At 73.0% G+C, this 16357-nt stretch carries 15 protein-coding genes and 1 pseudogene; 14 read left to right on the forward strand and 2 right to left on the reverse strand.

What is annotated here, in order from left to right:
* Positions 1-10: 10 nt before the first annotated feature.
* From BJF86_RS13680 to BJF86_RS13695, 4 genes are all read left to right on the forward strand, one after another.
* Positions 11-1168 (forward strand): ABC transporter ATP-binding protein, encoded by a 1158-nt coding sequence (locus tag BJF86_RS13680; protein ID WP_075819759.1) that lies wholly within the window; start codon positions 11-13, stop codon positions 1166-1168.
* Entirely contained in the window at positions 1165-1806 is a 642-nt protein-coding gene (locus tag BJF86_RS13685; protein WP_075819761.1) for an ABC transporter permease, read from the forward strand. Before BJF86_RS13680 ends, BJF86_RS13685 begins: the two co-directional genes overlap by 4 nt.
* Positions 1803-2492: an ABC transporter permease gene (locus BJF86_RS13690; RefSeq protein ID WP_075819763.1), complete on the forward strand. Its 690-nt coding sequence runs from the start codon at positions 1803-1805 to the stop codon at positions 2490-2492. The genes BJF86_RS13685 and BJF86_RS13690 overlap by 4 nt, the downstream gene beginning before the upstream one ends.
* 136 nt (positions 2493-2628) lie before the next feature.
* Positions 2629-3537, forward strand: a complete 909-nt coding sequence (locus BJF86_RS13695; RefSeq protein ID WP_075819765.1) for an ABC transporter substrate-binding protein — start codon at positions 2629-2631, stop codon at positions 3535-3537.
* Positions 3538-3543: 6 nt separating this feature from the next.
* On the opposite strand, the gene BJF86_RS13700 is transcribed toward BJF86_RS13695, so the two are convergent.
* Positions 3544-4431 carry a MerR family transcriptional regulator gene (locus BJF86_RS13700; protein WP_237768229.1) on the reverse strand — a complete coding sequence of 296 codons (888 nt, stop codon included), beginning with the start codon at positions 4429-4431 and terminating at the stop codon, positions 3544-3546.
* Between the two features lie 162 nt (positions 4432-4593).
* Entirely contained in the window at positions 4594-7263 is a 2670-nt protein-coding gene (locus BJF86_RS17065) for a cell wall-binding repeat-containing protein (protein ID WP_083653119.1), read from the reverse strand.
* 398 nt (positions 7264-7661) lie between these two features.
* Between BJF86_RS17065 and BJF86_RS13735 the strand changes: the two genes are divergently transcribed.
* The 10 genes and pseudogenes from BJF86_RS13735 to BJF86_RS13780 all read left to right on the forward strand — a co-directional run bounded on the left by BJF86_RS13735 (position 7662) and on the right by BJF86_RS13780 (position 16281).
* Positions 7662-9566, forward strand: a complete 1905-nt coding sequence (locus BJF86_RS13735; RefSeq protein WP_075819767.1) for a peptidoglycan-binding protein — start codon at positions 7662-7664, stop codon at positions 9564-9566.
* A 108-nt stretch (positions 9567-9674) separates the two neighbouring features.
* Positions 9675-11174: a cell wall-binding repeat-containing protein gene (locus BJF86_RS13740; protein ID WP_075819769.1), complete on the forward strand. Its 1500-nt coding sequence runs from the start codon at positions 9675-9677 to the stop codon at positions 11172-11174.
* A gap of 14 nt (positions 11175-11188) precedes the next feature.
* Positions 11189-11914, forward strand: a complete 726-nt coding sequence (locus tag BJF86_RS13745; RefSeq protein ID WP_143553854.1) for a hypothetical protein — start codon at positions 11189-11191, stop codon at positions 11912-11914.
* Positions 11911-12483 carry a MauE/DoxX family redox-associated membrane protein gene (locus BJF86_RS13750; protein WP_075819773.1) on the forward strand — a complete coding sequence of 191 codons (573 nt, stop codon included), beginning with the start codon at positions 11911-11913 and terminating at the stop codon, positions 12481-12483. The genes BJF86_RS13745 and BJF86_RS13750 overlap by 4 nt, the downstream gene beginning before the upstream one ends.
* Positions 12480-13034 carry a hypothetical protein gene (locus BJF86_RS13755; protein WP_075811691.1) on the forward strand — a complete coding sequence of 185 codons (555 nt, stop codon included), beginning with the start codon at positions 12480-12482 and terminating at the stop codon, positions 13032-13034. Before BJF86_RS13750 ends, BJF86_RS13755 begins: the two co-directional genes overlap by 4 nt.
* Positions 13035-13050: 16 nt before the next feature.
* Positions 13051-13563 (forward strand): hypothetical protein, encoded by a 513-nt coding sequence (locus BJF86_RS13760; protein ID WP_075819775.1) that lies wholly within the window; start codon positions 13051-13053, stop codon positions 13561-13563.
* Entirely contained in the window at positions 13551-13775 is a 225-nt protein-coding gene (locus BJF86_RS13765; protein WP_022923332.1) for a hypothetical protein, read from the forward strand. Before BJF86_RS13760 ends, BJF86_RS13765 begins: the two co-directional genes overlap by 13 nt.
* Positions 13776-13853: 78 nt before the next feature.
* Positions 13854-14360 carry a hypothetical protein gene (locus BJF86_RS13770; protein WP_075819777.1) on the forward strand — a complete coding sequence of 169 codons (507 nt, stop codon included), beginning with the start codon at positions 13854-13856 and terminating at the stop codon, positions 14358-14360.
* A 9-nt stretch (positions 14361-14369) separates the two neighbouring features.
* Positions 14370-15422, forward strand: a complete 1053-nt coding sequence (locus BJF86_RS13775; RefSeq protein WP_075819779.1) for an App1 family protein — start codon at positions 14370-14372, stop codon at positions 15420-15422.
* A pseudogene (locus BJF86_RS13780) lies at positions 15422-16281 on the forward strand (Fpg/Nei family DNA glycosylase). Before BJF86_RS13775 ends, BJF86_RS13780 begins: the two are co-directional and overlap by 1 nt.
* The last annotated feature ends 76 nt before the right edge of the window (positions 16282-16357 follow it).

Below are 16357 nucleotides of genomic sequence, written 5' to 3' on the forward strand. Positions count from 1 at the left end.
GGGTCGGTGCATGATCCGTTTCGAGGGCGTGACCAAGAGGTATGCCGACGGCGTGACGGCCGTGGACGACCTGACGTTGGAGGTCCCGCAGGGCGGGATCACCGTCTTCGTCGGGCCCTCCGGCTGTGGCAAGACCACCAGTCTGCGGATGATCAACCGGATGGTGGAGCCGACCGAGGGACGCATCCTCATCGACGACCAGGACATCGCGGAGCGCAAACCGGCGCAGCTGCGCCGCTCGATCGGCTACGTCATCCAGCACGCCGGCCTGTTCCCGCACCGCACCGTGCTCAAGAACGTCATGACCGTCCCGAAGCTCATCGGGTGGGACACCGGTCGGGCCCGCAACGCCGCGATGGAGGCGATCGAGAAGGTCGGGCTCACCGCGGACCAGGCCGAGCGCTATCCCGCGCAGCTCTCCGGGGGTCAGCAGCAGCGCGTGGGCGTGGCCCGAGCCCTGGCCAGCGATCCCGAGGTCGTCCTCATGGACGAGCCGTTCAGCGCGGTCGACCCGCTCGTGCGGATGGACCTGCAGGCCGAGGTCAAGCGGCTGCAGCGCGAGCTCGGCATCACCGTGGTGCTCGTCACCCACGACATCGACGAGGCCATCGGGCTCGGCGACCACGTCGCCGTGCTGCGCCAGGGTGGTCGGCTCGCCCAGCTCGCAAGCCCGGGAGAGCTGCTGCGCGAGCCCGCCGACGACTTCGTCGCCAGCTTCGTCGGCAAGGACCGCGGCTACCGCAAGCTCGGCTTCACCGACGCCGTGGTCGAGCCCTCGGCGGAGCAGACGGTCACCCTCGGCCAGGACGTGCCCGCCGGGAGCGGCTGGGTGCTCGCCGTGAGCGAGGAGGGGGCGCCGCTGGGCTGGGTCGACCGGCACACCGCCGGCGGCCCGGTGGGAGAGGACGAGCTGCACCGGATGGGTTCGCTCGCCGAGGTGGGCGACAGTGCCCGGGTCTTCCTGGACGCCGCGCTGTCCGCCCCGTCCGGGCGGGGTGTCGTCGTCGAGCAGGGCCGGGTGGTGGGCACGGTCGAGCCCCGCGAGGTCATCACGGCCCTCGAGCGGGAGCGCGCCGAGCGACCCACAGGTGACCCGGTGGCGCAGCCGGACGGTGAGCCTCAGGGCGAGCACGTGCACGCGACCGACCCGCAGGAGGAGCACGCGTGATCGGCGGCGTCGCCTGGTCCACGATCGGTGACCTCCTGCTCCGCCACCTCTACCTCGCAGGGGTGCCGTTGCTGCTCGGGCTGCTCATCAGCCTCCCGCTGGGCTGGCTGGCCACCCGCTACCGCTGGCTCGCGCCGCCCATGATCGCCGGGACCAGCCTGCTCTACACCATCCCCTCGCTCGCGCTCTTCATCCTGCTGCCGCTGCTCCTCGGGACCCAGATCCTCGACGACGCCAACGTGCTCGTGGCGATGACGCTCTACACCATCGCCCTGCTGACCCGGACCGTCGCCGACGGCCTCGGCTCCGTGCCGGGAGCGACCCGGCAGGCGGCGACAGCGATGGGCTACGGCGAGCTGCGCCGCACCGTCGTCGTGGACCTGCCCCTCGCCGTCCCCGTCATCACCGCAGGGCTGCGTGTGGCCGCGGTGAGCAACGTGTCGATCGTCTCGGTCGCGGCGCTCATCGGGGTGAGCCAGCTCGGTCAGCTCTTCACCGAGGGCTTCAACCGCAACGACATGGGTCCGATCCTCGTCGGCATCGTCACCTGCATGGTGCTGGCGATCGCGCTGGACGCAGGGATCGCGCTGCTGTCCCGGGCGCTGACACCCTGGATGCGGGCGGTGGCGGCCCGATGATCTCGCTCACCTGGCAGTGGCTGACCGACCCCGAGACCTGGACCGGGTCCGGGGGGATCCTGGCCCAGAGCGTGACCCATCTGCGGATCTCGATCATCGCCTTGGCGCTGGCCGCGCTCGTGGCTGTCCCCGTGGGGCTCTACATCGGGCACACCGGCAAGGGTCGCTGGTTGGCGATCAACCTCGCCGGCGCCTTCCGCGCCATTCCCAGCCTGGGTGTCCTCTTCGTCGGTGTGCTGCTGCTGCTGCCCCGGCTGAGCGGCGACCTCGCCTTCGAGCTCCCGGTGGTGCTGGTGCTGGTGCTGCTCGCCATCCCGCCCGTGCTCTCCGGGACGTATGCCGGTGTCGAGTCCGTGGACCCGGCCGCCCGGGACGCCGCCCGCGGCGTGGGCATGACCGGCTCGCAGGTGCTCTGGCAGGTGGAGGTGCCGGCCGCGCTGCCGCTGGTCCTCTCCGGGCTGCGCTCGGCGATGCTGCAGATCATCGCGACGGCGACCATCGCCGCGGTCGTGGGCATCGGCGGGCTGGGCCGCTACCTCATCGACGGCCAGGCCTCGCGGCAGTACGAGGTGATGGCCGGTGGGGCGATCGCGGTCGCCGTCCTGGCCCTGCTGGTCGACCTGGCCATGGCCGGGATCCAGCGGTCCGTCGTCTCCCCCGGCCTCGTCGCCGCTCGGGAGCACTGACCCGTGAGCAGGGACGAGGCCCGATGACGTCACCCGACGCGCGCTCCCGTGACCTGATCGTGACCAGCCCCGCGGCATACCCCGCGACACACCGACGTTGACAGCCACACCGAACCCCACTGGGAGGACAACCCACATGCGACGCAACGCAGCGCTCACCCTTGCCCTCGGCACGACCCTCGCCCTCGCCGCCTGCGGTGGCGGGGATGACCCCATGGCCGAGGGCGGAGGAGAGTCCGAGGGCGGATCGGGCGGGGCTATCACCGTCGGCTCGGCCAACTTCCCCGAGAACGAGCTGCTCGCCGAGATCTACGCCGCCGCGCTCGAGGAGTACGACGTCGAGGTCGACACCCAGCTCAACATCGGCAGCCGGGAGACCTATGTCGCCGCGATCGAGGACGGCTCGATCGACGTGATCCCGGAGTACACCGGTGGCCTGGCCACCTACTTCAACTCCGAGATCACCGTCACCTCCTCCGAGGACGTGCTGGCGGACCTGCAGGAGAACCTCCCCGAGGGGTTGCAGGTGCTCGAGATCAGCGACGCGGAGAACAAGGACTCCCTGGTCGTCACGCAGGAGACCGCCGACGAGCTCGACCTCACCGCGATCGGTGACCTGGAGCCGCATGCCGGTGACCTCACCCTCGGCGGGCCGCCGGAGTTCGAGACCCGGCCCAACGGCGTCGACGGGCTGGCGGAGACCTACGGCCTGGAGTTCGCCTCGTTCCGCTCGCTGTCCGCGGGCTCGACCCTGACCGTGGAGTCGCTGGCGGGCGGCCAGGTGGACGTCGCCAACATCTTCACCACGGACCCGGCTGTGGAGGCCAACGACTTCGTCGTGCTGGAGGACCCCGAGTCGCTCTTCGCAGCGCAAAACGTCGTGCCCCTCATCAGTGCCGATGCCGTCAGCGACGACGTGGAGGAGGCGCTCAACGAGGTGTCCGACGCGCTCACGACCGAGCGGCTGACCGAGATGATGGTCGAGCTGTCCGACGGCGCCGACCCGCAGGAGGTCGCGCAGGAGTTCGTCGACGACGAGCTCTGAGCCGCGTCAGCCCTGGTGCAGCCTGCGGGCGACGGTGCGCGCCGCCTCGACGACCGAGTCGGGCAGGCGGCGCGAACCGCGCAGCTGCTCGGTCGCGGCACCATGCCCGCCCACCCACAGCGGCAGCTGCGGGTGGGCGGCGTGCAGTGAGTCGACCAGCCGTGCCGCCGGGGCGGTGTCCCGGGGCATCGGCACGCTGATGACCACGCCGCCCGGTCGCAGCGCGTCGACCGAGTGCTCCCAGCTCTCGTGCGGCACGTCCGCCCCGAGGAAGCGGACGTCGATCCCCTGACGCCGCAGGCAGACGGCGAAGCCCATCGTGCCGAACAGGTGGAGCGCACCCGGTGGCAGTCCGACGAGGGCGACCTGAGCTCCGGAGTTGGGGCCGGCGGCGTCGAAGGCCGAGGCCAGCCGTCGGTGGACCGCAGCGGAGACGAAGTGCTCCCCCGAGACGTCCAGCTCACCGCGCTCCCAGGCGCGACCCAGCTCGGTCAACGCCGGCATGAGCCAGCCCTCGAGCGCCTGCTCGAAGGAGACCCCCGCGAGGGCCCGGTCCAGCACCTGGCTGACCGCGGTGTCGTCGTACCGCTGCGCCGCCCGGATGAGGTCGGCCACCGGTGGACCGAGTCCGGTCCGACGCTCGGCCTCGGTCGGTGCGCGCTCCGCGTCGGCGCTGCGCACCTGGGTGGCGGCCAGGGAGGCGGGTGTGCCGTGCCGGACCAGCTCGGCCATGTGCGTCAGCCGCCGGACGTCCTCCTCGTCGTAGAGGCGGTACTGCGATGAGGAGCGCTGCGGCTGCACGACGCCGTAGCGACGCTCCCAGGCGCGCAGCGTCGCCGCGGGGATGCCGGTCGCCTCGGCGACCTGCTTCACGGTGTAGCGCACCCCCGGCACCGGGCGCCTCCTGACGTCATCGGACAAAGCTGGGACGGTCCTTGGACAGGCAGCCTAGCGCCCGCGGGCAGAGCGGGGTGAGAGAGACAGCCACCGCGCCGACGCCGACGGGCCGCCACCCCGGGGGTGAACCCGGGGTGGCGGCCCGTCGTCTGGTGCGCCTCAGAGGCCGCTGACGCGGTCCTCGGGGGCAGTCAGGTCGGGGTTCGCCCGGAGGTAGTCGACCAGGTTGGCCAGGTCCTCGGGACCACCGACGAGGTTGGTGCCCTCGGTGAAGGCGGTGAAGCTGTCACCGCCCTGCTGCAGGAAGTTCAGGGTCGAGACCCGGTAGGTCTGATCCATCTCCAGCGGCACGCCGTCGAGCTGCATGTCGCTCACCTTGCTGCCCTGCGGCTGGCTGTCGTCCCAGGTGTAGGTGAAGCCCTCGGAGACGCCCAGCGCGAGGTACGGACGGCCTCGCTCCGGGTCGTACTGCTGCTCCAGGACCGCCTTCACCTGCTCTCCGGTCATGTCGATCGACACCAGGATGTTGCCGAACGGCATGACGTTGTAGGCCTCCTGGTAGGTGACCTCACCGGCCGCCTCCTCGTTGCTGATCTGGTCCACGAGCAGACTGGCGCGCACGCCGCCGACGTTCATGAACGAGATCTGCGCACCACCCTCGTCGTCACCGTCGGTGCCGAAGAGGATGGAGTCGGCCACCAGGTCGGCCATCGGCGTCTCGACGCCGCGGTCACCGCCGGCGTCGCCGGTGATGTCCTCGGCGACCGTGCCGACGACCTCGCCGGCGAGCACCTCGGCCCGGGCGACCCACTTCTCGACGACCGAGGTCATCTCCGGGTCGTCCGCGATGGACTGCAGCACGAGGTGGTTGTCGGCGTAGGCCCGGTCCCGGGTCACGTCGCCGCTCTCCCGGGAGATGGTCAGCGCCGTCTCGGTCACCACGCGGCCATACTGGTTCGCGCTGGTCACGAGGCGGGGGTCGCCGTCCGGATCGGGGATGCTGCAGACGTAGGGCTGGTGGGTGTGCCCGGTGACCACGGCGTCGATCGCCGGGTCCAGGTTCTCCGCGATCTCCACGACCGGGCCGGAGACGCCCTCGCAGGCGTCGTAGAGACCGGTCTGGTATCCGCCCTCGTGAAGCAGCACGACGATCGACTCGACACCGTCCTCGCGCAGCTGCGCGGCTTGGGCGTTGGCGGTCTCGACCTCGTCGAGGAAGTCGACGGTGGACACGCCACCGGGGCTGACCAGGGTCGGGGTCTCCTCGAGGGTCATACCGATGAAGCCGACATCGACACCGTCGACGGTCCGCACCTCGGTGGCCGGGAGGATCGGCTCACCGGACTCGGTGTCGACGACGTTGGCCGCCAGCCACTGGAAGTCGGCACCGTCGTAGGGCTCCTCCTCGAAGCAGCCGCGCTCGGGGTGGCAGCCGCCGTCCTGCATACGCAGCAGCTCCTCGACGCCCTCGTCGAACTCGTGGTTGCCGACGCCGGAGATGTCCAGCCCGGCGACCTCGAGGGTCTCGACCGACGGCTCGTCCTGGAAGAGGCCGGAGACGAAGGTGGAGCCTCCGATGAGGTCGCCCGCGGCGACCGTCACCGTCTGCTCCTCGAAGGAGCGCGTGCGCAGCGCCTGCAGCGTGGAGCCGAGGTTGACCGCTCCGCCGACGAGGTTCTGGTCGGGGTCCTGCTCCTCGTCCAGCGTGCCGTCCTCCTCCTCGATGTGGCCGTGGTAGTCGTTGAAGGAGAGCATCTGAACCACGAGCTCGTCGACCCAGACGGGGAGCGTCGCGTTGAGCGCGTCCTCGACCTGCTCCTCCTGCAGCGCGACCTCGCCGCCGAAGAGCACCAGGCCCTGCGGGGAGAGCCGGTCCAGGGCGGCCGCGGTCACCGTCGGCACCCCGTCTGCCTTGCTGAGCAGCAGGGGGCCCTCGTGGAAGGCCGCGAAGGCCCCGCCGGTGAGGGCATCGGGGAAGTCCTGGCCGCTGGCCAGGTAGGCGACCGAGTCGTACTCGTAGGAGGACGCCAGCGCCACGGCGGTGCCGTAGCGGTCCTTGCCGAAGAGCCGGTTGGTGTCCGGGACGATCTCGGCGACCGCCTCGACGACGTCGTCGGACACGGCGCCGGAGCCACCGAGCACGACCACCGAGGCGGGCTGCAGGGTCTCGATCACCTCGGCGGTGCTGTCCTGGAGCTCGGCCGGGTCGGTGAGCAGCATCGGCACTGCGTCACGGCCGGCGCGGGCGCCACCGGTGAGGGCGTCCGGGTAGTCGGTGCCGGTCGCGAGGTAGAGGACGGGCAGCCCGGTCGGGAACATGCCCGCGATCTCGGCGCTGGTGTCGTAGCGGTCCTCGCCGGCGAGCCGCTCGACCTCGGCGCCGAAGCCCGCGAGTTCCTCCGCGACCGTCTCGGACACGGCGACCTCACCGCCGACGATGACGATGGTGCTCGGCGCCAGGTCCTCGAGCGCGTCGGCGGTGGCCGAGGGCAGCTGGTCCTGCTTGGTGAGGAGCATCGGGACCGGCAGCCCGGCTCCGTCGACGTCCAGGCCGGGCAGGCCGTCGGCGGAGGAGAGCTGGGCGCTCAGGGCGTCGGGGAAGGTCTGCCCGGAGGCGACCACGACGGTGTCGGTGGCTTCGGCGGGGAAGGCGCGCGCGATCTCGGCGGCCGTGCCGTAGCGGTCGGTGCCCGCGATGCGCTGCGCCTGCGTCGGGTCCTCGATCTCGGGGGCGGCCGGCAGCGGTGCGCCCGGCAGGGGCGAGCCGGGCGCGCTGGACGCGACCGCGGCTCCGCTGCCCACCAGGGCGATCGCGGCGCCGACGGCCACCAGGCCGCGGCGTGCGGAGGGTTTCGGGGGGACATGCGTTCGGATCTCCTCACGGGGGATTCAGGGCTCGGCCTTGAGCACCTGGACAGCAACGTAGCCCATACCCCAGCGGCCCCACCCGACGAACGGACCACGCCGCGGTGAACGACAGGGGACCGGGAGCAGGCAGCTCGGTGACGGATGTGACTGATGAGGCAAGTGTGATCTTCCAGGTGACGGCTTGGTCAAGAAGTCGCAGGTGGGGCTATCGCGCCGCGCGTGAAGCACGTACGCTCTCACCAGCGTCGAGAGACCACACCGAGGTGTCGCTCGGCGCTGCGCGGCGTCCCCGGGGCGTTCGCGGGTCGGCAGGTCACACCGGCGCAGCAGCGCCGCACGAACAAGGGGTTGTCAGGCGGATGGTGGCAGGCAGTGGGGGATCACGACGACGCGGCGGAGCACGACTTCTGGCGGCCTCGCTGCTGACCGGGGGGCTCGTCCTCTCGGGTGGCCAGATCGCCGCGCTGGCCGACGGTGAGGACCAGGGCGTCGACCCGGCCGCCGCCGGGACCCAGCCCTCCGACCCTACGGGCGGTCAGGCCGGGGACTCCGGCGGCCAGGACCAGACCGGTGGCGACGGCGGGGCCGGCACCACCCCCGCACCCGCGCCGGGGGGCACCGGGTTCAGCCACGGCGGGACCCCCGCCGGGCCCGCGACCTTCGCCCCGCTGCCGGCCGACCCGGCATACCCCGTGCCCGAGCCGCCGCAGAACGAGGAGCTGCCGACCGAGCTCGACGAGGACACCGGCTACCAGGACCAGGTGTCCTGCGACCCGCAGGACCGGCCCGGCGTCACCGCCTTCGCGATGCTGCTCACGCAGACCTACGGGCGCGGCGCCTGGAGCGGCGCGCGCACCTGCATCGACTACATGAGCCAGCACCACGACGGGCGTGCCCTGGACTGGACGCTCAACGCCTACGACCCGCAGGAGCGCCGCATCGGTGACGCGGCGGTGGCCTGGCTCACCGAGAACGACGGCGAGATGATGCGTCGCTTCGGCATCGAGTACGTCATCTGGAACGGCCTCGTCTACATGAAGGACGACAACGCCTGGCGGCACTACGTCGGCCCCAGCCCGCACACCGACCACGTCCACGTGTCGTTCACCTGGGACGGCGCGATGATGCGGACCTCGTGGTGGACCGGCGTGGCCGTGACCGAGCCCGACCTCGGGCCGTGCGCGGCGGTCTCCGGCCAGTATGCCGCCGTCCACACCTTCCCCCGCCTCGAGGCGTGCAGCGACCCCGCGGTGGCAGCGCCCACGTCCGAGCTCGCCACGGTGCGTCCCGGTGGGTCAGGACCGGGCGTCTCGATGCTGCAGACGGTCCTCGGGCTCGAGGCGACGGGCGTGCTGGACGACGCCACCCGCGCCGCGCTGCTCGACTGGCAGTCCGAGCACGGCGTGCCCGAGACCGGGGTCGCCGACGCCACGACCTACGCCGCCGCCCAGGGCGTCGAGCTCGAGGACCTGCCCGCCTCCGCGCAGGCGGTGGTGCCGCAGGACTGGCAGGTGTCGGTCTTCACCCCCTACAAGCGGACCACGCTGACGCAGGGCGACACCGGCGAGGCCGTCGTCGCGGTCCAGGAGGCCCTCGGGGCCGAGCCGGACGGCGACTTCGGCCCGAAGACGGCCGAGGCGCTCGCCGAGTTCGAGGAGAGCATCCCGGTGCTCGCCGAGCAGGCCCGCCGGCGCGGCGACGAACCGGCCGCCGTCACCCCGTTGACCTGGGTCTTCCTGGAGCGCGCGGTGCACCCGACGATGGCCCTGCGGGACATCGAGCTGGCCGAGGGCAGCCGCGACGTCGAGGCCGACCCCGACGGCGAGCTCGCCGCTCGGGCCGCTGTGGAGGGCCGGGCCGACAGCCCGTATGCCGGCGGCGCGGTCGCGTTGGTCCAGGAGCTGCTCGGCGTCGAGGCCGACGGCAGCTACGGCCCGATCACCGCCGAGGCCGTCGCGCAGGTGCAGGAGGCGGCCGGGTTGGAGCCGACGGGTGCCGTCGACGGTGCGACCTGGGTCGCGATCGAGCAGGTCGCCGTCGAGGAGGAGCGCATCGCCGGCGCCCCGGGTCTGGAGCAGCAGCGTGAGCGTGAGGCGAAGGCACGCGAGCGTGAGGAGCAGGAGGAGAAGGAGCGCGAGGCGGCGCAGGAGCGCGAGCGCCAGGAGAAGGCCGAGCAAGAGGCGCGCGAGGAGCGCGAGCGGCAGGAGCGCGCCCGGGAGGAGCAGGCGCGGCACGAGGCCGCCGTGGCCGGCGCGACCCGCTGAGCTGCAGGCGTCCGCTCTGCTCGAGAACTTTCTGCTCCGGCGAGGCAACGCGGCGGTTCCGCTGCCGCGTCGTAGTGTCGGCAGGACGATCGACCGAGGGGTGCAGCGATGAGGCGGATCCGACAGGTGGGGACGGCGGGCGTGGTGCTCGCCGTACTCGGCGCTCTGGGGCTGGGCTCGGTCTCGGTGGCCAGCCCGCAGGAGCCGGACGTGGACGAGACCCAGGCGGCGACGCGCACCGCCGTGGACTGGAGCGGCCTGGGACCGGCGCCCTGTCCGGAGGGGATGACCCGCCGGGTGAGCGTCGACAGTCATTCCATGGACCGTGGCGTGCCGCAGTCCCGCTTCAACAACGGGTGGTCGCTGGTCTCCTCGCGTGACGGGTCCGCCGCCCGCGCCTCGGTGTCCTCCGGTGACACCAGCGACCACATGTTCCTGCCCTACGTGAAGGTCTCCGTCGACCGGCGGACCATGCTCGGGTTCTCCACCCGCAGCACCCAGGGCAACTCGGGCTACACCCGGGCCCAGATGAACTCGGTGGACCTGCGGGTCTACGCCGGCAGGTCGTGGGGTGGCCGCGTCTACGACGTCACGGCCGCGACCGACGACGAGAACGGCCACCTCGGCGCGTGGTTCGAGCACCGCAGCAGGTCCGGGGCGAGCACCTGGTGGGACGTCGACAACGTGCAGATCTACACCTGTCGCGACGCCCCGGTGTCCCGGATCGCCGGGTCGGACCGCTACGACTCGGCGGCCCGGGTCGCGGCCACCTACCCGGCGGGGGTCCGGACCGCCTACCTGGCCACCGGGGAGAATTTCCCGGACGCGATCGGCGCCTCGGCCCTGGCCGGGCAGCTGGACGCGCCGGTCCTGCTCACCCGTTCCGACCAGCTCCCGTCGGCGACGGCGGCCCAGCTGCGGCGCCTCTCGCCGGATCGGCTGATCGTCCTCGGTGGCACCGGGGCGGTCAGCAGCACGGTCGCGCGGCAGGCCGGCGCCTACGCCGACTCCACGACCCGCATCACCGGCCGGACCCGCTACGACGTATCCGCCGGGGTGGCGCGCAGCTACACGCCCGGCGGCTCGGTCCTCTACGTCGCCAGCGGGGCCGACTTCCCCGACGCGCTCGCCATCGGGGCACTCGCCGGCGACCAGGGTGCGCCGGTGCTGCTCACCCCGAAGGCCGGGCTCCACCCGTCCGTGGAGGAGCAGATCGCCCGGCTCGACCCCGGTCGCATCGTCGTCGTCGGGGGCCCCGCCGCGGTCTCCGACACCGTCGTCAGCCAGCTGCGCCGGCATACCTCCGGCTCGGTCACGCGGATCACCGGCGCGAACCGGTATGCCGTGGCCTCGCGGATCGCCCAGGAGTTCGACCGGCGCCCGGCGCGGGCCTACGTCGCCACCGGGACCGCCTTCCCCGACGCGCTGGTGGGCGCGGCGCGGGCCGGCAGCCAGGGCGTGCCCGTGGTGCTGACCCGGCAGGACCAGCTCGTCTCGGACGGTCGCGCGGCGCTGCAGGCGCTGGACCCGCTGCGCGGCGTGCTGCTCGGCGGGCAGGTCGCGCTGAGCTCGGTGGTCATGGATCAGGTCGGCGCCCACGTCGGGTGAGGGAGGGAGCGAGCATGGAGACGACACACCGGTTGCTGTCCGGGGACGCGGTCCGGATCGAGGTGCCGGACGCCATCGGTCTGCCCGGCGGGACCTCGCTGGGGGTGCTGGCCCTCGAGGGCGAGGGTCAGCTCGAGGTCACCTCGGGTCGCGAGGCCGACCTGGCGTTCTACCTCGAGGTCACCGGCACCACGCTGGAGCGTGAGGTCGGCCTGCGAGGCGGGCAGGTGCTGCGCTACGGCCGCTTCGGCGGCGATCCGCAGCAGGGCTTCGGCTGGGCGGTCGCGGTCGGCGACCACCAGCTCTACGGCTTCACGGTGCCCGTCATGGACGTCGAGACGCTCACCGGCTTCCTCGCCGACGTCGACGTGCAGGCCGACCCGATCGGGCCGGTCCTCACACCGTCCGGCCGCACCAGCTGGTCGCCCTACCGCACCCAGACCGTCGCGCAGGTCGTCGAGCTAGACCAGGGCTCCGCGCCCGGGGGTGGGGACGACGTCAGCAGCTTCGGCTACCTGCTCGACATCCGTCGGGCGCGCACCGGGCAGCTGCAGGACGCCCGCTCCGGCGGCGCAGCGGTGCGTGGCGGGCAGCTCTCGCGCTCCTCGGACACCGAGCGGCACGCGTATGCCGTCCTGGAGAGCCAGGACTTCGTGAGCTACGGCATGCCCGGCAGCGAGGAGAGCGTCGAGGCCGTCGTCGCCTCGCTGTCCGAGGTGGTCGTGGAGCTGGTCCGGTGAGCCTCCTCGGCAGCGCCGGGGCCCTGGCTGTCGGCCTCGTCCTCCTCGCGGCCGGCGTCGGCCACGTCCGGGCACCGCTGGAGACGACGCGGGCGCTGCGGGGTCACGGGCTGCTGCCCGCGGGGGTCACCCCGGTGGTCGCCCGCGCGCTCGCGCCCGTGGAGGTCGTGCTGGGCCTCGGGATGCTGCTCGCCGCCACCGGTCTGCTGCCCTCGGCACCGGCACGTCTCCTCGGGCTCGGCGCAGCCGTGCTGTGCCTGGCCTTCGCGGTCTACCTCCAGCTCGTCCACCGGCGGGTTGAGGGCGCCCCGGTGCCCTGCGGGTGCGGCCTGGGCAGCACCCCGGTGACCCACTGGGCGGTCGCGCGCGCTGCGGTGCTCACCGGCCTCGCGACGGTGGTCGTCCTGGCCCCGGTCACCGGGTGGCAGGCGGTCCCGGGAGCGCCGGTCGTCGCCCAGGTGGCCGTCGCGGTCCTGGCGGGCACGGCTCTCGCCGTCGCGACCGCCGCGCTGCCCGCGGCCCGGGCGGTCCCCGAGCAGCTCACCACGCTGTCAGGGGTGGCCCGATGAGCTTCACCGCCTCCGCGCTCGTGCTCGCCTTCGTCGCGATCGCCCTGCTGGCCCTGGGTCTGGCGGGCCTGCTGCGCCAGGTCAACCTGCTCACTCGTCAGCTGGAGGGCGGATCCGCGCCGCGTCCCTCCGGCGGGGGCGGCGCGCGGACCACCCGCGAGCTCGTGGGCTTCCGGATCCCCCAGGACGTGGGCGGGCGGCTGCTCGACCCCGGCGCCGAGCGTACTGTCCTGGCCTTCGTCTCCCCGGGCTGCAGCTCCTGCTCGCTTACCCTGCGCGGTCTGGCCGCCGATCCCGCTGTGCGGGCGGGTCACCTGGCGCTCGCCCTCGTCTCCGCAGGTTCCTGCGAGCCCGCGCTCGCCGATGCCGAGGGCGCCGCGCGCCTCACCTGCCTGCCGCAGGGCCGGTCCGTCATGGACCGGCTCGCGGTCCCCGCCACGCCCTACCTGGCGCTCGTGGACGACGACGGCACGCTGCGTGCCGCGCTGCTGCCGGACGAGGACACCGACCTCGGCGCTGGCTCCGCCAGGCCCGTACCCCGCTGCCGATGAGGGAGGAGCGCAGCTCATGATGCGATTCGACGACCTGCCGGAGGCCGACACCGGGCGGCTGCGGGACCGGCTGCGGGAGCGCCCCAGCCGCCGCGGGTTCATCGCCCGGGTGCTGGGCGCCGGGACGGCGGTGGGTGTGGGCTCGCTGGCCCTGGTCAACAGGGGAGGCACCAGGGTGAAGGCGCAGGCGGCCTACTTCCTCGACTACACCGACACCTCGACCGGCCCCTGCGCCACGTATGCCCGCGACCACACCGAGAACGGCATCCAGTGCGGTCCCTCGCCGATGTGCACCAGCCAGGCCTGCTGCTGGCGCTACCGCTCCGGCGCGGGCAACGTCGTCGCCTGGCACAAGAACGGCCCGGGCATCGACCGCTACTACGTGCACCGTCCCGACGACTGCTGGGGCGGCGTCTACGACTCCTGGAACTGGAAGTTCAGCGACGGCCGCACCTGGCGCTGCTCGGACGGCTGGACCTGCTCCGGCTCCGGCTCCTGCATGGCGACGATCTGTCCGTGGGCGATCTAGAGGACCCCGACCTGCCGGTCGTCGCCGACGCGGCCACCGGCATACCGGTGTGGCGGCGGTGGCTGGCCGACCCGCTCCCGCTGCTGCTGCTGACCGGCGCCGCCGGGCTGGCCGTGTCCGCCGCCCTGCTGCCCGCTGCCGGGGCGGTCTGGCTGGTGCCGGCGCTCTTCGCCGTCGTCGTGGCGGGGCTGGCGCTGTCCGGCAGCACCTGAGGCGTCAACAGCGCGTGGGCGCTGGTGGCCTCGGTCCGGGGCCGACATGTTCAACTGCTCCTGTGGGGAGCCTTCGCCGTGGGCACGACCCTCGGTGGTGCCGCCACGGGCGCCGCACTCGGGGTGCTGGCCGGTCTGCTGAGCCCGGTCCCGGAGACGGTGCGGCTCGTCCTGCTCGTCGTCGCCGTGCTGGCGTTGACGGTGCTCGACGTCCTCGCGCCGGTGCTCCCGCTGCCGCAGCGCTCGGCGCTCATCCCGCAGGAGGTCTTCGGGCGGGGCATCGCGCGGGGCGGGTTCCGTTTCGGGCTGGAGTACGGCTGCGGCTGGCGGACCCTGGTGCCCTCGGCGGCGTCCTACCTCGCGGCCCTCTTCGTGCTGCTCGTCGTGCCGCCGTGGTGGGTCGCGCTCGTCCTCGGTGCGGCCTTCGGGTTCTCCCGGTCGTGGGCCGTCCTGGTGTGGATCGCGCTGGGTGCCCCTGGGTGGCAGAACTTCCTGGCCGGTCACTCCCGGGTGCTGGAGCGCGCAGGGAGCGTCCTGGCCGCGGTGCTGCTGCTGGCCGCGGCGTGGTCGCGGCTCGGCGGATAGGGTGTGCCCATGGCGCGTCCCCACATCGCCGCCCTGGTCGAGGACTCGGTCCGGCGCCGTCTGGACTCGATGTTGCGCCGTCGAGGCTGGCACGAACGGGTCTTCGGCTACACCGGCTACGGCAGCCCGGACCGGGCCCGTCTGTTCGCCCGGGTGCTGCTGTCCCGGCACGAGCCGGAGGAGGCCCGCACCGCCCTCACCCACGCCCAGGACTCGCTGCTCGACATCGCCCAGCGGGGGTGGCGGTTGTTCCTCACCGCGCCCGCGATGGACGTCCCCGTGCGCGTGCGGCTGGGGGAGGCCGAGCTCACCACCCGGACCGACCGCGGCGGGTATGTCGACGTCGAGCTGACCGGGCACGGGCTGGAGCCCGGCTGGCAGGAGGCGCACCTGGAGATCACCAACGGCGACTCGCTCACCGTCTCGGTGCTCGTCGTGGACCCGGGGGTCGGTGTGGGGCTGGTCAGCGACATCGACGACACCGTCATGGTCACCCACCTGCCACGCATCCTCATCGCGGGCTGGAACACCTTCGTGCGGTCCGAGCAGGTCCGCCAGGCGGTTCCCGGGATGAGCTCGATGTACCGCGCGCTCCTCGCCGAGACCCCCGGTATGCCGGTCCTCTACCTCTCGACCGGGGCGTGGAACACCGCGCCGGCGCTGACCCGCTTCCTGCGGCGGCACGACTTCCCGGTCGGACCGATGCTGCTCACCGACTGGGGGCCGACCAACACCGGGTGGTTCCGCTCCGGGCAGGAGCACAAGGAGCTCGAGCTGCGGCGGCTCCGCGAGGAGTTTCCCGACGTGCGCTGGATCCTCGTCGGTGACGACGGCCAGCACGACCCGGTCATCTACGGCGAGTTCGCGCAGGAGCACCCGGAGGCAGTCGAGGCGATCTGCCTGCGCGAGCTGACCCCGGCCGAGCAGGTCCTGTCCAGCGGTCTGCCGGTGGCGACCGACGAGCTGCTCGGCAAGCGGGTCCAGGTGCCGATGCTCAAGGCGGCGAACGGCTTCGGCCTGCACCAGCTGCTCGTGGGGGCCCGGGCCCGGGGGCAGGGCTGATGCCCGAGCTGCCCGAGGTCCAGGCCCTGACCGACTTCCTCGCCGACCGGCTGACCGGGCGGGTCGTCACGGATGTCGAGCTGGGCTCGATCGCGGTGCTCAAGACCTTCGACCCGCCCCCGACCGCGCTCGTGGGCGCCCGGTGGACGGGGTGGGCCGGCACGGCAAGTTCGTCGACGTGGACGTGGACGGGACCCACCTCGTGTTCCACCTGGCCCGGGCGGGCTGGCTGCGGTGGTACGACGAGATGCCGCGCACCCAGGTCCGCCCTGGCCGCAGCCCCATCGCGCTGCGGGTCCGCCTGGACGACGGTGCGGGCTTCGACCTCACCGAGGCGGGGACCAAGAAGGGCCTGGCGGCGTATATCGTCCGGGACCCCGCCGACGTGCCAGGGGTGGCCTCGCTCGGCCCGGACCCGCTCGCCGACGGCTTCGACGAGGCGGCCTTCGCGGCGCTGCTGGAGGGCCGGCGGACCCAGATCAAGGGTCTGCTCCGGGACCAGTCGGTCCTCGCCGGGGTGGGCAACGCCTACTCCGACGAGATCCTGCACGCCGCGCGGCTCTCGCCCTTCGCGCTCGCGGCGGGCCTCACGGCGGAGCAGGTGAGGGGTCTCTACACCTCGCTGCGCACCACGCTGGAGGCGGCGGTCCTCGCCGCCGAGGGCAAGCCGGCGGCCCAGCTCAAGGACGCCAAGCGGGCGGGCATGAATGTCCACGGACGCACCGGCGAGGCATGCCCGGTGTGCGGTGACACGGTGCGCGAGGTGTCCTTCGCCGACTCCTCGCTGCAGTACTGCCCCACCTGCCAGACGGGCGGCAAGCCGCTCGCGGACCGCCGCATGTCGCGGCTGCTGCGCTGAGGCGCTCGTCCGGGCAGGGCACGACTGCACCGCGCGACTGCATCGGGTATGTCGTCTCATCCCCGTGTGGAGTGAC

Source organism: Serinicoccus sp. CNJ-927, from assembly GCF_001942435.1.
In the GTDB taxonomy this organism is placed as follows: domain Bacteria; phylum Actinomycetota; class Actinomycetes; order Actinomycetales; family Dermatophilaceae; genus Ornithinicoccus; species Ornithinicoccus marinus.

Excerpts from the sequence above, each read along its gene's own strand:
- BJF86_RS13680 (WP_075819759.1), top strand. The coding sequence starts at position 11 with ATGATCCGTTTCGAGGGCGTGACCAAGAGGTATGCCGACGGCGTGACG.
- BJF86_RS13690 (WP_075819763.1), top strand. The coding sequence starts at position 1,803 with ATGATCTCGCTCACCTGGCAGTGGCTGACCGACCCCGAGACCTGGACC.
- BJF86_RS13695 (WP_075819765.1), top strand. The coding sequence starts at position 2,629 with ATGCGACGCAACGCAGCGCTCACCCTTGCCCTCGGCACGACCCTCGCC.
- BJF86_RS13735 (WP_075819767.1), top strand. The coding sequence starts at position 7,662 with ATGGTGGCAGGCAGTGGGGGATCACGACGACGCGGCGGAGCACGACTT.
- BJF86_RS13740 (WP_075819769.1), top strand. The coding sequence starts at position 9,675 with ATGAGGCGGATCCGACAGGTGGGGACGGCGGGCGTGGTGCTCGCCGTA.
- BJF86_RS13745 (WP_143553854.1), top strand. The coding sequence starts at position 11,189 with ATGGAGACGACACACCGGTTGCTGTCCGGGGACGCGGTCCGGATCGAG.
- BJF86_RS13755 (WP_075811691.1), top strand. The coding sequence starts at position 12,480 with ATGAGCTTCACCGCCTCCGCGCTCGTGCTCGCCTTCGTCGCGATCGCC.
- BJF86_RS13760 (WP_075819775.1), top strand. The coding sequence starts at position 13,051 with ATGATGCGATTCGACGACCTGCCGGAGGCCGACACCGGGCGGCTGCGG.
- BJF86_RS13775 (WP_075819779.1), top strand. The coding sequence starts at position 14,370 with ATGGCGCGTCCCCACATCGCCGCCCTGGTCGAGGACTCGGTCCGGCGC.